Below are 19,223 nucleotides of genomic sequence, written 5' to 3'. Positions count from 1 at the left end.
TATTTTGTCGAAAAAAGGATTATTATGTCTATTGAAGTAAATGAAGTAAATGAAGGAAAGAAGGAAATGGCGAAAGTGAAGAAAAATCTAGTAGCAGCAACTGCCACAGCTGGGCTTGTCCTTACTGCTTTTGGAGCCGCAGCAAGTGCAGAAGAACCCGCATATACTGTCCGTCCAGGGGACAGCCTATGGAAAATTGCCCAAACCCATCATGTGTCTATTAAACAGTTAAAAGAGTGGAATGCACTTTCTGGTGATACGATCTATGTCAATCAAAAACTTTCACTTACTTATACTGTTAAAAAAGGGGATAGTCTTTGGAAGATTGCCAAAGAGAATGGCACAACCGTAAGTGAATTAAAACGCTTAAATGGCATGACTTCTGGTTTTCTTCAAATTGGGATGCAATTGAAGATTGCCGAAGCGGATGTAAGTCCTTCTTCTTATACGATTCAAAAAGGTGATACGCTTTCTGAGATCGGGGCGCGTTTTCATTTGACCGTTTCTCAGCTTAAATCTATGAATCAATTATCCTCTGATACTATTTATGCTGGAAAAACGTTAAATGTAAGCAGTTATGCTGCCGGTGACTCTAAGCAGACAGCTGAAGCCGCTGCGGAAGCATCTGAGGAAACTGCGACGGTAACCTCTGACGCAGCCGCACCGGCCGCTTCAAGTACTCCAGCCGATGAGACTGCTGCTGCTTCAGGAACGACGGCAGAGGCAGCGGCACTAGCCGCTTCAAGCGAAACGGCACCGGCACAGGCAGCAAAACCAGCGGAATCAAGTTCAAGTGCAGCACCTGCAGAAACAGCGACAGCGGAATTAAGTGCGGCAGCATCAGCGGCAAAACCAGCCGAATCCAGTGCAACAACAGCCAAACCAGCCGCAGCAAATAGTGCACCTGCACAGGCAGCCGCACCTGCAGCGGAAACGGCACCAGTGACTTCTAATTCTGAAGCCGCCCAAGCGCCTGCGGCATCAACCGAAACAGCCCAAAAACCAGCAGCGGCATCTGCTTCACTCGTGGAAGACGTGATTGCAGAAGCCAAGAAATATGTTGGTGCTCCGTATAAATGGGCAGGAAATACGCCTGCGGGATTTGATTGCAGCGGCTTTACCAAATATGTTTTTGCTAAAGTGGGAATCACTTTGCCGCGAACGGCCGCAACACAATGGGATGCAGCCACACCGGTAAGTTCACCAAGCGTGGGAGACCTTGTTTTTTTTGAAACCTATAAAGTCGGGCCGTCCCATGTTGGCATTTATCTAGGAAACAACCAATTTATTAGTGCAGCTTCCTCTGGTGTTGTCATTTCTGATATGACATCCACCTATTGGAAAACTAGATACCTAGGCGCCAAATCCCCTTACTAATGGGGAGATCCATGGCCCTGAAAACAGCTAGACTCCATGTGGATCTAGCTGTTTTTTTGTCGAAAGGGGGCATCTGCTGCTTCTTTTGCTTATCGATGGAATAGAGCAAGCAGGTGCCAAGGAGAAGCTTATCGGGGTCATCCTTCTTGTCTCTTTTTTAGAAAATTATGTCGATTTTATGGACAGCTGCGTTATAATAGAGGAGATTAAATTACTGTGGAGGTTTAAAGTGATGAAGCAAAATGTTTTCCGGCTCTTGGCAGTTGTCCTGATGCTGGCACTGGTCCTAGCTGGCTGCGGGCAGCAGGAGGACAAGGAGAGTTCAGGTTCAGGAAAGAAGTCTGCAGAAGAGGTTTCTGTTGATATTGGCATGTTAAAGTTAACAAGCTCGGCACCGCTATTTATAGCGATCGAAAAGGGATTTTTTAAAGAAGAAGGCATTAAGGCCAATGCTAAATGGTTTGAGGCTGCTCAGCCAATCGCCGTTGCCACTGCGGGAGGCAGTGTAGATGTAGGAGCAACCGGGATTACTGCCAGCCTTTACAATATGGTTGCAGGTGGACAGAAGTTATGGATTGTGGCTGACAAGGGACGTGAAGCGAAAGGGTTTTCATCTTCCGCCCTATTAGTGCCAAAGGATTCAGACGTCAGCTCACCAAAAGATTTAAAGGGCAAGAAAATTGGCATAACCCAAACAGGTTCTACCTTCCACTATATGGCGGGGAGAATTTTAGAAAAACAGGGGCTTACTTTAAAGGATATTCAATTAGTGCCGCTTAACAGCATTAATGGCTTGATGGAAGCATTGAACAGCAAGCAAGTGGATGCCGTTATTTTAAACGAGCCTAATATTTCTACGGTTGTCGAGGAAGGGTATGGAAAAGTTATCACCCAAGTAGGCGACGAAATCGACTACCAAACCTCCGGCATCTTCTACTCACCGAAGTTTGCGGAAAATAAAGACGCGGCCGTTCGCTTTTTAAAGGCGTATGCAAAGGCAACCCGTTACTATTATGATGCGGTCCTCACCACAAAAGACGGAAAAGTGGTTCCTGGGGAGAATTACGATGAAGTGGTCAATATTATTGCCAAATATGTCGGCCAAGACCCAGAAGTAGTGAAAAAAGGCCTGCCTTATATGGATCGTGATGGAAAATTGCTAGAAGAGGATATTCAGACACAGATCGACTGGTATGCGAAAGAAAAGCTGATTGATAAAGCGATCGATGCTAAAGAAATTGTGAATACAAAATTGCTTGAGGATGCATTGAAGCAGCAATAAGGAAGTGACAACATGAGAGTAGTCATTGAAAACGTGGAAAAACGATTCGGTGATTCAAAGAAGAAAGAAGTAACCGCGCTGAAAAATATTAATTTTTCCATAGAAGAACAAGAGTTTGTTGTTCTGGTAGGCCCGAGTGGCTGCGGTAAATCTACCTTGCTGAATATTGTAGGCGGATTGCTGTCACCAAGCCAGGGGGAAGTCTATTTTGAAGGAAATGAGGACAAGGACCCAGCCTTAGGCATTGTGTTTCAGGAAATTGCCCTGCTTCCATGGCGCACTGTGTATCAGAATGTCATTTATGGGCTGGAGGAAAGAGGCATAGGCAGAAAAGAATGTCAGGAAATCGGCCAGCACTATATTGATATGGTGGGGCTGACCGGCTTTGAAAAGGCTTATCCTAAACAGCTTTCCGGCGGCATGAAGCAAAGGGCGGGGATTGCCCGGGCCCTTGCGGTAGAACCCGATTTGCTTCTGATGGACGAGCCGTTTTCAGCATTGGACGCTCAAACACGGACTATTATGCAGGAAGAACTATTAACGATTTGGAATCGGACGAAATTAAGCACCCTCTATGTGACCCATAACATTCAAGAAGCCGTATATTTGGCGGACCGTGTGATTGTACTGTCACGGCATCCTGGCGAAATCAAGGAGATTATCAAGATTGATTTGCCGAGAATGGGCCGTGACCAAGAGCAATACCGGAAGCAATTTGAGCGGTATTCCGACGAGATTTGGAACTTAATCCGCCATGACGCCCAGGCGGCCATCAAGGAGGCATAATAAATGGAAGCAGCGACGAAGAAAGTCATCAAAAATCGTGTCGAGTTTCTTGAGAAAAAGATTCCAGGATATGTTTCAGTTGCGGGCATTACGGGCCTCCTCGTCCTCTGGGAACTCGTCTGCCGGTTACACATTGTGCCGCCGCTATTTTTGCCGGCGCCCACTGCGATTGTTATGGATGGCTGGGAGCTGATTAGCAGCGGAGAGCTGTTTAAGAACCTTCTTGCCAGCCTGTATCGGATTTTGGGTGGCTATGCGATTGGGGCGGTATTAGGGATTCTAGTCGGACTTATGCTTGGGTTTTCGAAACGGGCCGATGCGATATTTACGCCGATTGTGTATGCGATCTATCCGATTCCAAAAATTGCGTTATTGCCGTTAATTATTCTCTGGTTTGGGATTGGTGAAATGCCAAAGGTTGCCATTATTGCACTGGGGGTATTTTTTCCTGTATTAATTAATACCTTCTCCGGTGTGAAAAGTGTTGATCCGATTCTGATTAAAGCGGCGGTTACCTTTGGTTCCAATCATGTGAATGTGATTCGGAAGGTGATTTTGCCTGGAGCTCTGCCGACGATTTTTGCCGGATTAAAATTAGCGGCTGGAACAGCCCTATTGCTTTTGGTTTCGGCTGAAATGATTGCGGCAGAATATGGAATTGGCGCTATGGTGCTGCACTACGGCAACCTCATGATTACCACCAAACTCATGGCAGGTGTCCTGCTGTTATCGTTGTTGGGATTATTATTTAATAGAGGCCTGCAATGGCTTGAACGGATTTTGATTCCTTGGAAGTAAGAGTTCCCATGAAATCAAGGCCGGTTCTTGTGCATACATTATGGAAGCACAAGAACCGGCCTTTTTAATATTCGCCTTTTAAAAAAACGCATCTCAAATTGTGAGCGGTATTTGGATTCTAAAACCTAAAACACGTACATTAATTATAAGAATTAAATTATTGTTCATATTTTTATTGAATGCCTATGAGGCGTCTGCTATACTAATATAGTAATAGTGAAAATATTCTTAGTAGTTCTAGTTTTATAATTTTATTCATGACATCAAAGGTGGTTGTTCAAAGTTGAAAAAGGGTAAACGTTTATTAGTCAGTGTGGCTGCATCCTTTCTTTTGGCAGCAACGGCGGTTGGAATTATTCCAAGTGGCACGAAGGCAGAAACTGTTGGAAATACGGCCTCTTTACGTATCTTGGAAACTACGGATCTTCACTCCAATATTATGCCGTATGATTATTACCAGGATAAGGATAATCAATCGTATGGATTAGCCAAAACAGCAACCCTCATCAAGGAAGCAAGAGAGGGAGCTGTCAACTCGCTGCTATTTGATGCAGGCGATACGATTCAAGGAACCCCACTCGCTACGTATGCAGCGAAAAATCTGCAGGCAGGCGAAATTCATCCCATGTTTCAAGCGATGAATAGCCTTGATTACGATGCTGCGATTGTGGGAAACCATGAATTTAATTATGGATTAGACTATTTAAATCAGGTTTTAAAGGGAGCGGAATTTGATGTTGTCAATGCGAACGTGTATGACGCAGCGACCGGAGACAATTATTTTACCCCTTATAAAATCCTTAATAGAGAAATTATGGATGACAACGGCCATAAATCGACAATTAAAGTGGGAGTCATTGGATTTGTTCCGCCTCAAATCATGAATTGGGATAAGTTCTATCTTGATGGAAAAGTAACAGTCAAGGGCATTACAGAAACAGCTAGAAAATTCATTCCTCAGATGAAAGCAGAAGGGGCAGATATTATTGTTGCCATCGCCCATTCCGGCTGTGACCTTCAGGAAGAAGATGATCAAGCAGCTGAAAATGCGGTTTATGAACTAACAAAGGTTCCTGATATTGATGTGATGCTTTTTGGACATGCTCATCAGACATTCCCGAGCCCTTCTTTTTCCAAAACTCCTTTAACAGGAATTGATTATGTGAATGGTTTTATCAATGGCGTTCCGGCAACGGAGGCGGGAAAATGGGGAGATCATTTAGGCGTCATTGATTTAAATCTTGTTCAAGATGCAAATGGCAAGTGGACGGTCGATAAGCAAGCGGCAAAAGTTACAACGGAAGCCGTTACGGCAGCAACAGCGGTTGACCAAGGAATCGCTGATGGCGCGAAGAATTTCCATGAGGCAACGATTCGCTATGTGAATGAAAAAATTGGGCAAACAACGAATCCGATGTTCAGCTTTTTTGCCAGAGTAACAGATGATGCCAGTCTGCAATTTATCAATGAAGTTCAGATGGATTATGCGAAAAATTGGCTTAAAACGCAGCCGGAATTAAGCGGTCTGCCTGTTCTCTCTGCTGCAGCCCCTTTTAAAAATAATACCAATGTAGCTGTCGGCGATCTGTCAATAAAGAGTGCAACGGATTTGTATAACTTTGACAATACGATTAAAGCAGTCAAAATGACGGGGGCACAAGTGAAAGAATGGCTGGAGTTTTCGGCTTCTAACTTTAAGCAGATTGACCCTGCTAAAACGGAAAGCCAAGAATTGCTGGATACCTCTTTTGCTGGGTATTTATATGATGTGATTGACGGGGTTAAATACCAAGTGGATGTCACGCAGCCTAGAAGATATAATTTCAAAACTGGTGCGCTTGAGAATGCTGCGGCTCACAGAGTTATTAATTTCACGATGATGGATGGTACGCCGATTACGGAGGACCAGGAGTTTATTGTGGTCACCAATAACTATCGTGCCGGCGGGGGCGGCAATTTTCCTGGATTAGTCGATGGAGCGGCTCCGCTTGTGCTTGATTCCACAGAAGAAATCCGCGACATCATGATGGATTATATTCGGGATAAAGGCGTGATCAGCCCGGTGGCCGATCAAAACTGGTCGATTGCACCGATAGCTGGAAATGTCACGCTTACCTTTACTAGTCCTGTGGAGGGAACTGAATACCTGGATATGGTTCCTAACATTAAGGCTGTTGGTGAAGCAAGCGGGGGCTCTCAAACGTATCAGCTTGTCTTTGCGAATGGGGAAGAACCGGGCAATGATCCTGTGCAGGGTGGAACGGAAAACAACGGGACTCCATCTGATAACGGGAATGGAACACCATCCGATGGCCGCCAGAAGGAAAATGGAACACCATCGGATAATGAATCAACGGCGTCTAATGCTGGATCAGTAACGGATAAGGCGGCAGATTCCGATAACGAAGGCAAGGCGCTGCCGAAGACGGCCACAGCTATGTATGATTATCTGCTGCTTGGATTGCTGGTCGTGATCAGCGGGGTTGTCCTCTATATCAGAAAGCGCCAACTACATTAATTTGTGTGAGAAGGAGTCCAACCAACTGGTTGGGCTCCTTTTTGGACGATAGGAGAGCAGAAAATTTTTCTATCCGGCATAAGTCCAGCCACGCCTCTGTTTTCACTTGTCGGATCTGCAGTCAGCGAGATTCGTAAGGAAGTCTCCGTCAGCATAAGCATCGAGTGAACAGGTCATACATCGTTGCTCTTTCCTAAGGAAGTACCGGTAAAAGGGGAGGAACGGTTGAAAAGAGGAGGAAATCCGCCGGTAAAGTGGGGAAAGGTCCGGAAAATATGTGAACTTTGCCGAAAAACAAGTCGAAAGCGCCGGTAACAAAAAAAGTCTCTCTTTAAAGAACAAATAAAGTGGAAAATTTGCGTTGGAAAGAACAATTGAGGTCTCAAAACCAGGAATAAGTGGGCGCTGCAGGGGCCGCTTCAAGGTCCGGCAGGCTTAAATCTTGGGGTTGATCCTGCAGTTACAGCAATGGCAGTTGGCTGGGGAGACGCGTGGACCAACCTAATTCAGCCTTTCTGGGCATTGCCTATCTTAAGTGTTGTAGGTCTTCATATCCGACATATCATGGGTTACTGTTTCTTATTAAGTATTTGGGTTGGAATTATCACCACTATTCTTATGTTATTTGTTTATTAAAAAATTCCAAAGGGACGATTTTCCTGACTTTAAACCAGAAGAACCGTCCCCAAGTTCAGCCTTCAATACGGCTGGATGTTGTATTCGTTTATTTTTCGATAAAGCGTGCTTCGGCTTATTTTGAGCAGTTTGGCTGCTTTGCTGATATTCCAATCTGTTAATTGCAAGGTGTTTTTTATGGTTCTTTTTTCTGTATCTTCTAAAGTAATGGTTGGGTTAGCAGGATTTTCTGGTGTTTCTGCCAGTTCTTTTTCGAAGAGAATATGCTTGGAGGTAATCTGCTGCCCGTCTGCTAAAAAAGCCGCTTGCAGTAACACATTTCTTAGCTCGCGGATATTACCCGGCCATCGATAGCTTGCTAGCTTGTCCATTGCCGATTTTGATAAGGCTCTTGCTGGATAATTCATCCTCTGCAAAAAAAACTCAGCTAAAAAAGGAAGATCTTCCCGATCCCGTAAAGAGGGAAGGTTAATTTGGATTCCCTTTAATCGGTAATACAAATCGGAACGGAACCTGCCGGCCTTGATCTCCTCTATTAAATTTCGATGCGTGGCCGAAATGACTCTTACATCAATCGGTTTGCTCTTCGTGCTCCCGACGGGGGTAATCATCTTTTCTTGGAGCACCCGCAGCAATGCGGCTTGTGCCCTTAATGACATATCGCCAATTTCGTCTAGAAAAATTGTCCCGCCATGGGCTGCCTCAAATTTCCCGATGCTGCCCCGGCGGTTAGCCCCTGTAAATGCTCCTGGCTCGTAACCAAACCATTCGCTTTCGATAAGGCTCTCAGGAATCGCACTGCAATTGACCGCGATGAACGGCCCATCCTGCAGCGGACCATGGGAATGGATGGACTGGGCCATTAATTCCTTTCCCGTTCCGCTTTCCCCGATCAGTAAAACCGGCAAATTGGTATAGGATACTTTTTTTCCTAATTCTTTTGTTTCGACTAATTTGCGGCATTGTCCGGCAACATCATTAAATGTGTGTAACCTGCCTGTCGCGCTAGGAGGCTGGCCTGTGCGGCTGATGGCGACAGATCCCCAAAAACGATTGCGGTTGTCATAAATTTCTTCTATTTTAAAATACTCTTTACGACGGATGGGCTCGCCAAGCGGCTGGTATCCAAAAAAATTTTGGGCAGCTTGGTTGGCTCGGACAACCCGCTCATCTTGGTCTAACAGTAACGCCGGATAGGGGAGCTGGTCTGATAATACATCCATTTCCTTTTGCAGCACAAGCTTCTCTGCATGATTTCGTTCCAGTACAAGTTTATCTTGGATTAACTCTGCCGCCATACAGGCAAGGTGCAGGTTCATGGGATGGTGGTCTTCGATGCGGCTGCTAATGTTGATGACACCAGCCAATTCTCCTGACGGGGTATAAATCGGGCTTGCTGAGCAGGCCAAAAAGTGGGCGGCTGCAAAAAAGTGTTCGTTTCCTCTGACTTGGACAGGCCTTTTTTCAATTAAAGAAACACTTATGGCGTTTGTACCCATTGACTGTTCATTCCAGTTTGCCCCCAGGCTTAAGTGAATCGTATTGGTCCTATGTAAAAGTTCCGGGTCACCGATGGCGTGGATCACGATTCCATTTCGGTCAACTAAGACGGCCACCTGGCGCATCTGTTTGAATTCGGGGAAAAATTTTTCAAGGACAGGAACAGCCTGCTGCAGAAGTCCCTGGTTCTCCTTCATCACGTGGTCTAGCCGTTTTTCCTCAATCAGGGGATTTCTGGATGGAATCACAGGGTCTAAACCGATTACGTGACAGCGCTTCCAAGATTTTTGGATTATTTCCGCCTCGCCAATCTGATTATGCAAGGTATCACCTCTCAAGTAAGGATCATGATCTAAAAGAATTATAACATAAACTGACTATTTTGAATTTTCTTCCATAAAGATTGGCTCAAAATAGGACAATTTTTGTTTCGTTGTGGCACACCTATAAAATCCTATTAGGAAAAATAGGCCATTCTTACGGCGTTTTTTAGTTGGCACGGTACTTGCATTATTAAAGGCTGTACCATTCTTAAAAGGGGGAATTTTTTAATGGCAGGCAATCGTGCAGTTGTTTATGTTGGTCCAGGGAAAGTCGAAGTGAGGGACATTGACTTTCCGGATTTGATTCTAAGGGACGGCCCAGGTGTCAATAAGCTTAACGTTGGCCGTAAATGTGACCATGGTGTCATTCTGAAAGTGGTCACCACCAATATTTGCGGCAGTGACCAGCATATGGTCCGCGGCCGGACGACGGCTCCATCAGGGCTTGTATTGGGCCATGAAATTACTGGGGAAGTCATCGAAGTCGGCCGGGATGTGGAATTCATTAAGAAAGGCGATCTCGTTTCTGTGCCTTTTAATATTGCCTGTGGAAGGTGCCGCAGCTGTAAAGAGCAGAATACCCATATTTGCGAGAACGTCAATCCGGACCGCCCCGGCTCTGCTTATGGCTATGTCGACATGGGCGGCTGGGTAGGCGGACAGTCCGAGTATGTCATGGTTCCATATGCAGATTTCCAATTGCTGAAATTTCCTGATAAGGACCAAGCAATGGAAAAAATCCGTGATTTGACGATGTTATCCGATATTTTTCCAACAGGCTATCACGGTGCCGTTAGCGCTGGCGTTAAGACAGGCTCCACCGTCTATGTTGCCGGGGCGGGTCCTGTAGGTCTGGCTGCCGCGCATTCAGCCCAATTGCTTGGGGCATCTGTCGTCATTGTCGGCGATCTTAATGAGGAAAGATTAAGCCAGGCAAGAAGCTTCGGATGTGAGACTGTCAACTTGAGTCTGCATGATAATCTTGGTGAACAAATTGAACAAATTTTGGGTGTGCCGGAAGTGGATTGCGCCATTGACTGTGTTGGCTTTGAAGCACATGGGCATGGAAAAAATCACGGAGAAGCTCCAGCGACGGTGTTAAACTCAATCATGCAGGTCACCCGTGCAGGGGGACAATTGGGCATTCCAGGTCTTTATGTAACGGGTGACCCAGGCGCTGTTGATGAGGATGCAAAAATCGGTTCGTTGAAAATTCGGATTGGACTTGGCTGGGCCAAGGCTCATACCTTCGTGACCGGGCAAACACCTGTTATGAAATATCATCGCCAGCTGATGAGTGCGATTCTTAGCGGAAAAGCCCAAATTGCTAAAGCTGTCAATGCGACCGTCATTTCACTGGATGAAGCCCCGCGTGCTTATGGAGATTTTGACCGCGGCGTGGCCCGGAAATTTGTGATTGACCCACATGGAGTGCTGAAATAATTTTTAACAGGAGGGAAGACAATGGATTCATCTCCTTCATTATGGAAGCGCTTAACAGCTGAAGGGGTCGGCACTGCTTTGTTAGTACTTATTGGACCAGGTGCTGCTGCCTTTAACGGGATTCTGACCGCCGATAGCGGGCAGGGCGCGACGCTTGCAGATATCGGTGTCATCAGTTTGGCGTTTGCCATAATTGTGATTGCGATGATTTACACGATAGGCAAAATCTCGGGCTGTCATATTAATCCAGCTGTCACGATTGGGCTTGCGGTAGTTGGCGAATTTCCCAAAAGGGAAGTGGTGCCGTACTTAATCGCCCAACTGGCTGGAGCAGTAATTGGGGCGTTAGGGATTCTGGCGGTGCTCGGTTCAGATGGGGCGGCGATCGGCAATCTGGGCGCCACGACGCTCGCGCCTACTACTGGTTATTTTCAGGGGATTGTTATAGAAGCAATAGAAACGTTTATTTTAATGTTAGTCATCATGGGACTGGCGGTTGATCAGCGGGCGCCGAAGGATTTCGCCGGCCTGATTATCGGGCTGACGGTGGGCGGCATTATTATGATGACTGCAGGCCCTACCGGTTCATCCTTTAATCCGGCCCGAACCTTTGGACCTTATTTGGTCGGCAGTTTCTCCGGGGGGAATATTCCATGGAGCCAGTTTCCGATTTACGTGATTGGTCCCGTGGTTGGGTCTAGTTTGGCGGCATTCGTCTATCGATGGATGGCCAGTCCAAGTCCAATGGCGGCAACATCAGAAAGTGAAACAATAAAGGCTTAAAGCAAGGGGACGGCTCCAAAATTTTTTGAAGCAGGTGCTTTTTTGGCATTTGCTTCTTTTTTATTTTTATTGGTAGGAGATGGTGAATTTGTTGTGGAGGGTAAATGAAGCAAAAAAGAACTGTCACTATGATTCGAAAATAATAGGAAAATAGATGTAAAAATATCCAAAAAATAACAGGGTGTGATATAATCATAGGAAAATATACATAGTTGGAGGAGATTTTTTGAAGTTTAAGAGATTAGTGATTTTAGTTGCCTTCATTCTTGCTTTCCAGACCTTCTTTGCATCATTTGTTTTGGCGGATACCGACCAGAAAAAAAGTATTGTGGCACTAGGGGATTCGATTACCCATGGGTGGAATCTTGGTGAGGATCACAGCCAGGCTCAGCCCATTAATGAGCGGGCTTTTCCCTATCTCATTAGTCCTAATGAGTATGCCATAACCAAGAACATTAGCGGCGGAGGCTGGAAAACGACGGAATTATTAGCTGCCATCAGCAATTCACCGGAAAATATGGCAGCCATCAAAAATGCCGACGTCATTACATTAGACATCGGCAATAATGACTTATTGCAGGTCCCTGAAGCTGCAGCCATACTGGCAAAATTAAGGGCTAATCCGCCAATAATGCCGACCCAGCAGGAGATGGATGCAGCTAAACAGGCGTTGACGGCCTCTATCCCAAACATAGCAATAAACCTTGGAACGATTCTGGGAACAGTCAGGGCTCTCAACCCTAATGCGCAAATTATTCTTTACAATTTGTACAATCCATTTGGCTCAGGTCCGCTGCAGGCTTTTGGCGAAGGGGTCATTCCTGTGGTCAATTTGCAGGTTATCCAGCCTCTTGCAGCGCAATTCGGAGCAGATGTAGCCGATGCTTATTCGGCTTTTAATGGGAAGCAAGGAAATCTGATTTTGCCAGCGGATATTCACCCTAATGCAGCTGGACATCAAGTTCTTGCCGAGTTGGCTGCCAATCTGCTGCCAAGTGATTTTTCCATTACCTTAACACCAGCCACAACTGAACCAACTTCTGATCCAGTGACAATTACGGTTTCGACGGATGCTGTACAACCGGTTGTCATGAAATGGCTCCCGGGTGAAAAAACAGCGGCGGATTTTAAATCAGCTGGAACTGATATTGTGGAGAATCAGTTTGCCGTTACCCAAAATGGCAAATATACAGTTTATGTAGAAGATGCAAAAGGAGTCAAAAAAGTACAGGTAATCGAAATTTGCACGATTAAATCGAATACGGAACCGCAGCCTTCTGAAAATCAATCAGGAGGGGGCAGCGAACAGCCTATAAACAACAATACAAGCGGTAATACACCAAATAACGGGACAACCTCCAGTAGTACACCAACCGCAGCAGGAATAGGACATACCCTGCCAAATACTGCCTCACCCATGTACAATTATTTGCTCCTGGGAACCGCAATAGTATTAGCAGGACTAGCCGCATTGAAAGTGCAGCGAGTTGTCAAAGAAGGAAAAAAGGAAATATAGTCTAAAAGCAAGTGGTACACTTATATCCCAATAAAGACAAGAAAGGAAGTTAATTACCTACAAATAAGTAGGCCTTTAACTTCCTTTTTTTATTCGATAATCGTCCCTTCAGCTCTACCTGTGAACCCCTATTAAGAAATTAATTAAATGGTTGAAAACCCTTCCCTCATGAGGGAAAACTTTTAATCTGTATATGAATTGTTTGCCGTGTTATGATTCATTTGTAAAGGGAAGTGGTTGTATTGGATAGAAGAAAAAGCGATATTCTAATGAGATTAGTTGAAAGCGCAAACAATGAGTGCGGTATCGGAAAGATAGCAGATATTTATAGAGTCTCCGAAAAGACCATCCGAAATGATATCAAAGAAATTAACCGTTTTCTTGAGAGTCGTAACTATGTGGAGATAGAATTTTTAGGAAATGGGAATGTTAGATTTTTTGGTGATCAAAAGGAAATTGCTCAATTACTGGAAAGTAATAGTCTTTATACCTATAAGTTAGCAAGGCAGGAAAGAAAACTTATTACTTCCTTTATTCTTGTTCAATCAACTGTGCATATAACTATGTCTTCCATTGCAGATCGATTATTTGTAAGTAGAGCTACTATCTTAAATGATTTGAAAGATGTTAAAAAATTTATTACTGGCTATAATCTGTCCCTAAAATCTCATCCCAACAAAGGATTAATTGTTGAAGGAAGTGAGCAGGATCGAAGGAAACTTTTATTTGAAATTTATTCCGTGTGTATAAAAAATATTAAAAATAGGAATTCAGACTTTAGCTTCTTTGAAATTTTTTTCTTAAAACTATTGGACGACAAAGAACTCAAAACTATTATTGAAAAAATCATTATCGAGATTGAAAACTTTCATCAAATTAGTTTAACGGATGGTTCTTTTGATAGTCTTTTATTTTATTTAATGATTATGGTCAGTCGCATTCAAAAAGGACTTTACGTCTCTGAGGTTCGTGTTGAAGGGGAAATTTGGCTCGAGGTTTCAAAAAATATTCTAATGCGGATATCTCAATATTGTGATATTAAAGTTAATAATAATGAAGAAAAATTTTTAAATAATATTTTTAACTCGTTGACATATTTGAAAAATAGTAATGAGGATACTGAAATAGTTAAGGTTCAAATTATCACAAGAAAGTTTATCGAGGAGATATCATTCGATTTACAAATTGATTTAAACGGTGATTATACGTTTTTTGAGAGTCTTGTAAATCATTTATCCTCCTTTGCACAAAGAGACAATATGACCCTACCGGTGGAAGAGGTCTTTGAAGATCATGGTATCCCACTCGATATTTATCATTCTGTGAATAAAAATATTCATATTATACAAAAGGCACTGGATAAAAATATAACTGAAACAGAACTTTATTATATTGTCATCCATGTCTGTGCAGCCATTGAAAGGAAAAAATACGAGGCTTCTAGAATTAAGGTCATTTTAGTATGTGCTGGGGGATTAGGAACATCACAATTAATAGCCGCAAGATTGAAAAATCATTTTAATTTTCGATTTGTTGATATTGTAGCAAGACATGACTTACAAAATATTCTTGAGAGAAATAATTACGATGTCGATTTAATCATATCAACCGTTCCACTAAGCGATATAGCTGTAAATCTTGTGGTTGTTAGTCCGTATCTTACTGGTAATGATATTTTAGGAATTTATGAAAAGGTAGAGAAAATAAAGAAGGATAATATTCATTTAGACTTTCAGGAAAATGGTAAAAAGGAACCGAAAGAGTTAATAAATCAAATTAGGCATGTTGCTGAAAAGTATATGTCAAAGGTTCCTAATCAAATGATGAGTGAACTCATGAACGTTGTTTATAGATATTTTAAGGAAGAAAAACAGCATCCGTATTTATATCACTTTTTGCAGCCTGAATACATTCAACTAAATGTTGAATGTTATTCATACGAAGAAGCTATACGGAAATCTGCTGAAAAATTATTAGAAAATGGTTTTATCGAAGAACCCTATATTCAGGCAATGATTCACAATGTAAACGAATATGGTCCTTATATTGTTATATCTGAAGGATTTGCAGTTCCACACGCAGGAATAGATGATGGCAGCAATCGTGCTGGGATGAATTTAATCCGTTTAAAAAAGCCAATCGATTTTTTAGGAAAACCAATAAAATACATTTGTTGCTTAAGTGTTGTTGACGCGAAGAAACATTTAAATGCATTTTTCCATTTAGTAAATATGCTGCAAAATCTGGATTTTAAAGTCAAACTTGATGCAGCTGAAACACCAGAGGATATTTCGATGATTATTAAGGATTTTGAACAAAAGTACATTTAAGATAGGGTTTCAAAAAAAAGGTTATTTTCTATGTGAAAATCTTCACATGAGTTTTGGCTTTTTATAATTGTCAGTATAACTGGTTTGGTTCTTATTTCAATTTCAAACCATTAAAACTTTAAAGGGGGTGATTGAATGGATTTGAAAAGTTTCCCAAAAATTACTTTTATTTTAAGGGGGTTTACCTACAAGCAAGTTCGTCAGGTGGTTGGAATACTTTTAGATACAAAAATAAATTCTTTAGAAATCCCATTAAATTCACCAAATGCCTTTGATACGATTAAAAAAATTAATGAAGAATTTGGTGACAAAATTGTTGTAGGTGCTGGTACAGTTCTTAACCACGAAAATGCTGTGAAATCTATTGAAGCAGGGGCAAAGTTTTTACTATCGCCAATCATGATGTCAAGGAAAACAATAGAGTATTGTAAGGAAAATAGAGTGATATCTATTCCAGCTGCATTTTCTCCTACGGAAGTTTACCAATCCTTCCAAGATGGAGCGGATATCGTGAAAATTTTTCCAGCTGCAAGACTTGGAAGTAAATATATATCTGATATTCGAGCCCCACTTGGAGAAATGCCGCTTATGGCAGTTGGTGGAGTGAATAGTGATAATGCAGAGGAGTTTTTTAAAGCAGGGACTTCCTTTTTAGGAATTGGTTCTGGCATTTTCAATTTAGAGTCATTGGAAAATGGTGAAACTGAACAGTTGAAAATGAAAATACGGAAATTAGAAAAGCTATTATAGAGGTTATAGGTGGAAAAAATGATAATGAATGAATTAATAAAAAGGGAACTAATTCTAACAAATATTGATGCAGAAGATCAGTTTGAAGCATTAAAGACAGTTCAAAAAGCACTTTATTCTAATGGTTATGTAAAAGATACCTATTTTGACGCAGTTTTGGATCGAGAAAAGGAATATCCTACAGGAATAGCATTAGGGCATAAATATAATATCGCTATCCCACATACGGATTCACAACATGTTATTAAATCCGGGATTTGTATTGGGGTATTAAAGGAACCTGTAAAATTTAAGTCAATGGAAAATAAAGAGATAGAAGTAGATGTAAAAGTAATTTTTATGATTGCTTTAAATATTGCAAGCAAACAGGTGGAGTTATTACAAGAGTTAATGGCATTGATCAGAGATGCTGAATTTGTTGAAAAATTAACTGAGCTCAATGAAGATGATATTTTAAACTATATTAAAACCAGAAAGGATGTTATTCAATGAAAAAAGTTTTAGTTTGCTGTGGTTCCTCCATGATTACAAGTTCAATGGCGATCAATCAATTAAAGGAGGTTTTTGCAAAAGAAGGCTTAAATGTGCAAATTGGGCAATGCAAGTTTTCTGAAGTTCCAGCTCAAGTAGTGACATTCCAACCAAATGTTGTCGTGCCTACTGGTGCATTAAATGAGAAAGATGCTGGAGGGGTTCCAGTTGTTAGAGGAACTTCTTTCGTAACTGGTGTAGGTGTTGAGCAAACAGTTAAACAAATTCTTGATATTTTAAAAGATAAATAGTACTTCTTATCGAGAAATAGGAGGAGCCTGTATGCATTATTTAATAGATTCATTAAATTATATTGCTTCACTCGGTCCAACGGTCATGATGCCAATCATTATTTTAGTTATCGGTCTTATTTTTAGATTAAACTTTGGAAAATTAATTCGTTCCGCTATTCTTGTTGGTGTTGGCTTTGCTGGGGTTAATATTACAGTGAACTTCTTTATAGAAAGTGTTGGTCCTGCCATTCAAAAAATGGTTGAAACATGGAATCTAAGAACAGATATCATGGACGTTGGATGGCCTGCAAGAGCTGCGGCAACTTGGGCATTCCCAATGGCTGCTATCGTTATTTTAGTTATACTAGGACTAAATATTCTTTTGTTAACTTTGAAATGGACAAGAGTCGTTATGGTTGACTTCTGGAGTTATAATCACTTTATTTTCGGAGCTGCGCTCGTTTGGTATGCCACTGGAAGTTCTGTATTAGCGATTATTGCCGCTGGGCTTTCTGCAACGATTTCATTCAAATTGGCTGACTGGACTGCCCCGCTTGCCGAAGAATTTTTTGGCTTACCAGGTGTTACTTTCCCAACCTCTAACTCTGTTGGTTGGGCACCGGTAGCATGGGGCTTAAACAAAGTTTATGACAAAATACCCGGCCTGAAAAATTTAAAAGGGGACCCAGAGAGTATTCAAAAGAAATTTGGTGTTTTGGGTGAGCCAATGATTATGGGTTTGATTTTTGGTATTCTTATTGGAATTCTTGGTCACCAAAGTGTTTCTTCTACATTGACTGTAGGCATGAGCACAGCTGCAGCAATGGTTATTATACCTAAAATGATGCAAATATTAATGGAGGGTTTACTCCCATTTGCTAACGGTATTAAGGAATTATTAAATAAGAAATTTACAGGTGCTAATTTCACAATCGGTATTGATGCAGCATTAACGGTAGCACATCCAGCTGTAATTTCTGTTGGTATCTTGATGGTTCCGACTACTTTAATTATTGCTTCAATTTTGCCAGGAAACCGATTATTGCCACTACCTGATATAGCCTATCAAGCAATGTGGCTGGCTGCTTGGCCAGTAGCCTTTTCTAAGGGGAATGTTGTCAGAGGATTTATTTCAACAGTAATTATCACAACTTTAATGTTACTTTTTGCAACGACCATGGCAGATATTCATACTCAATTAGCAATTAGTGGCGGATTTAAGCTGCCGAAGGGAATGAGCCATATTTCCACAGAGGATGCAGGTACTCATATCATTGAGTGGATTATTTGGAAAATAAGTACAATCTTTTCTTAATATAACAGATTAGTAGTTCGCCATTTTAAATTGCTTAGTTTCAGGTAGTCATTTTTATATAAGTAAGGCTCTGTAAAGTATCATTGTTGTTACTTGCTATAAAAAACAATATTGTGCAGCAACAGAGCCAAAAAATCATTTGGAGGTGACTTCTCCTTGAATACAGCTTATGCTCAGACAGTATTGGGAAAAATTCCAAGTGAGAAATTAGGGGTGGCCTTAAGTCACGAACATTTAATAGTCAAGCCTAATAATTCTGATTCTTACTATGAGCAATATACTTTAGATGATGCAGGTAAAAGTACAGAGGAAACTATTAGTTTTAAACAAAGTGGTGGGAATACAATTGTTGAAATGACTCCGATTAATTATGGACGTAATCCATTGCTACTTAAAAAAATATCTGAAAACGCAGGTATTCATATTATCTGTACAACTGGTTTTCATGAAGAGAAATTTTTGCCAAACTGGATTTTTTCGATGGATGATGATTCCATTAAACAAAAACTTTTAAATGAAATTAATATTGGTATTGACGGCACCACTATTAAGCCTGGTGTATTAAAAATTGGTACTTCCTTAAATAAAGTGACTGAAACAGAAAAAAGACTCATTCGAATTGTTTCTGATGTTCATAAGGAAACTGGTTTACCGATTAGTACTCATTGCTCGAAAGGAACGAAAGCTATCGAACAGGCACGTTTCTTTCTTGAAAATGGGGTAGACCCTTCTAGAGTGATAATTGGACATGTCGACATTCCGAATGATATTGAGTTATTAATAGAGCTGTGCAGGCTTGGTTTTAATGTGCAAATTGATCATGTAGGAAGAGATTTGGCTAATAATGATGCAACAAAAGTAAAACTAATTGTAGACGTAATTAATGCCGGTTATATTAATCAAGTTTTTCTTTCAGGAGATATGGGTAAAAAAGGATATTTGCCAGCTTATGGAGGAACGCCTGGATTATCCTACTTTTTGAAAGATTTAAAGGGTGAACTAATGAAAAAAATAAGTGAAGAAGACTATTATCATATATTAAAAATCAATCCTAGACGTTTTTTTACGATAACAACCAGGGTTAACGAATAGGAGAGAAGGA

At 41.7% G+C, this 19,223-nt stretch carries 15 protein-coding genes and 1 pseudogene; 15 read left to right on the top strand and 1 reads right to left on the bottom strand.

Going from position 1 to position 19,223, the window contains the following annotated elements:
• The first annotated feature begins 24 nt into the window (after positions 1 to 24).
• The 6 genes and pseudogenes from NFS43_RS00990 to NFS43_RS00965 form a co-directional block, all read left to right on the top strand.
• Positions 25 to 1,377 carry a C40 family peptidase gene (locus tag NFS43_RS00990; protein ID WP_251548893.1) on the top strand — a complete coding sequence of 451 codons (1,353 nt, stop codon included), beginning with the start codon at positions 25 to 27 and terminating at the stop codon, positions 1,375 to 1,377.
• Between the two features lie 232 nt (positions 1,378 to 1,609).
• Positions 1,610 to 2,659 carry an ABC transporter substrate-binding protein gene (locus NFS43_RS00985; RefSeq protein ID WP_251548892.1) on the top strand — a complete coding sequence of 350 codons (1,050 nt, stop codon included), beginning with the start codon at positions 1,610 to 1,612 and terminating at the stop codon, positions 2,657 to 2,659.
• A 12-nt stretch (positions 2,660 to 2,671) separates the two neighbouring features.
• The gene (locus NFS43_RS00980) at positions 2,672 to 3,445 is read left to right on the top strand and encodes an ABC transporter ATP-binding protein (protein ID WP_251548891.1); all 774 of its coding nucleotides are present in this window, start codon (positions 2,672 to 2,674) and stop codon (positions 3,443 to 3,445) included.
• A gap of 3 nt (positions 3,446 to 3,448) precedes the next feature.
• The gene (locus NFS43_RS00975; RefSeq protein WP_251548890.1) at positions 3,449 to 4,243 is read left to right on the top strand and encodes an ABC transporter permease; all 795 of its coding nucleotides are present in this window, start codon (positions 3,449 to 3,451) and stop codon (positions 4,241 to 4,243) included.
• 283 nt (positions 4,244 to 4,526) lie between these two features.
• Positions 4,527 to 6,761, top strand: a complete 2,235-nt coding sequence (locus tag NFS43_RS00970; RefSeq protein ID WP_251548889.1) for a bifunctional 2',3'-cyclic-nucleotide 2'-phosphodiesterase/3'-nucleotidase — start codon at positions 4,527 to 4,529, stop codon at positions 6,759 to 6,761.
• A gap of 396 nt (positions 6,762 to 7,157) precedes the next feature.
• A pseudogene (locus NFS43_RS00965) lies at positions 7,158 to 7,397 on the top strand (TIGR00366 family protein); the annotation flags it as partial.
• Positions 7,398 to 7,459: 62 nt separating this feature from the next.
• Here NFS43_RS00965 and NFS43_RS00960 read toward each other — a convergent pair.
• On the bottom strand, positions 7,460 to 9,220 hold the full coding sequence (locus NFS43_RS00960) for a sigma-54-dependent Fis family transcriptional regulator (protein ID WP_251548888.1): 1,761 nt from the start codon (positions 9,218 to 9,220) through the stop codon (positions 7,460 to 7,462).
• A gap of 228 nt (positions 9,221 to 9,448) precedes the next feature.
• Between NFS43_RS00960 and fdhA the strand changes: the two genes are divergently transcribed.
• The 9 genes from fdhA to NFS43_RS00915 all read left to right on the top strand — a co-directional run bounded on the left by fdhA (position 9,449) and on the right by NFS43_RS00915 (position 19,213).
• Positions 9,449 to 10,663, top strand: a complete 1,215-nt coding sequence (gene fdhA / locus NFS43_RS00955; protein ID WP_251548887.1) for a formaldehyde dehydrogenase, glutathione-independent — start codon at positions 9,449 to 9,451, stop codon at positions 10,661 to 10,663.
• 21 nt (positions 10,664 to 10,684) lie between these two features.
• Complete coding sequence (locus NFS43_RS00950) at positions 10,685 to 11,446, top strand: MIP/aquaporin family protein (protein ID WP_251548886.1); 762 nt, start codon at positions 10,685 to 10,687, stop codon at positions 11,444 to 11,446.
• 226 nt (positions 11,447 to 11,672) lie between these two features.
• Positions 11,673 to 12,962, top strand: coding sequence for an SGNH/GDSL hydrolase family protein (locus tag NFS43_RS00945; protein ID WP_251548885.1), 1,290 nt, complete (start codon positions 11,673 to 11,675; stop codon positions 12,960 to 12,962).
• A gap of 242 nt (positions 12,963 to 13,204) precedes the next feature.
• Entirely contained in the window at positions 13,205 to 15,292 is a 2,088-nt protein-coding gene (locus NFS43_RS00940) for a BglG family transcription antiterminator (protein ID WP_251548884.1), read from the top strand.
• Positions 15,293 to 15,427: 135 nt separating this feature from the next.
• Positions 15,428 to 16,042, top strand: a complete 615-nt coding sequence (locus NFS43_RS00935; protein WP_251548883.1) for a bifunctional 4-hydroxy-2-oxoglutarate aldolase/2-dehydro-3-deoxy-phosphogluconate aldolase — start codon at positions 15,428 to 15,430, stop codon at positions 16,040 to 16,042.
• Between the two features lie 24 nt (positions 16,043 to 16,066).
• A complete protein-coding gene (locus NFS43_RS00930) occupies positions 16,067 to 16,534 on the top strand; it encodes a PTS sugar transporter subunit IIA (RefSeq protein WP_251548882.1) in 468 nt (155 codons plus the stop codon).
• The gene (locus tag NFS43_RS00925; protein WP_251548881.1) at positions 16,531 to 16,824 is read left to right on the top strand and encodes a PTS sugar transporter subunit IIB; all 294 of its coding nucleotides are present in this window, start codon (positions 16,531 to 16,533) and stop codon (positions 16,822 to 16,824) included. Before NFS43_RS00930 ends, NFS43_RS00925 begins: the two co-directional genes overlap by 4 nt.
• Before the next feature lie 31 nt (positions 16,825 to 16,855).
• Entirely contained in the window at positions 16,856 to 18,121 is a 1,266-nt protein-coding gene (locus tag NFS43_RS00920; protein ID WP_251548880.1) for a PTS galactitol transporter subunit IIC, read from the top strand.
• Between the two features lie 156 nt (positions 18,122 to 18,277).
• Positions 18,278 to 19,213, top strand: a complete 936-nt coding sequence (locus tag NFS43_RS00915) for a phosphotriesterase family protein (RefSeq protein WP_251548879.1) — start codon at positions 18,278 to 18,280, stop codon at positions 19,211 to 19,213.
• Positions 19,214 to 19,223 lie beyond the last annotated feature (10 nt).

It is taken from the genome of Neobacillus muris (genome assembly GCF_943193175.1).
In the GTDB taxonomy this organism is placed as follows: Bacteria; Bacillota; Bacilli; order Bacillales; family Cytobacillaceae; genus Neobacillus; species Neobacillus muris.
Note: the sequence above shows the minus strand (reverse complement) of the source record. Positions and strands in the feature narration are given on the sequence as shown.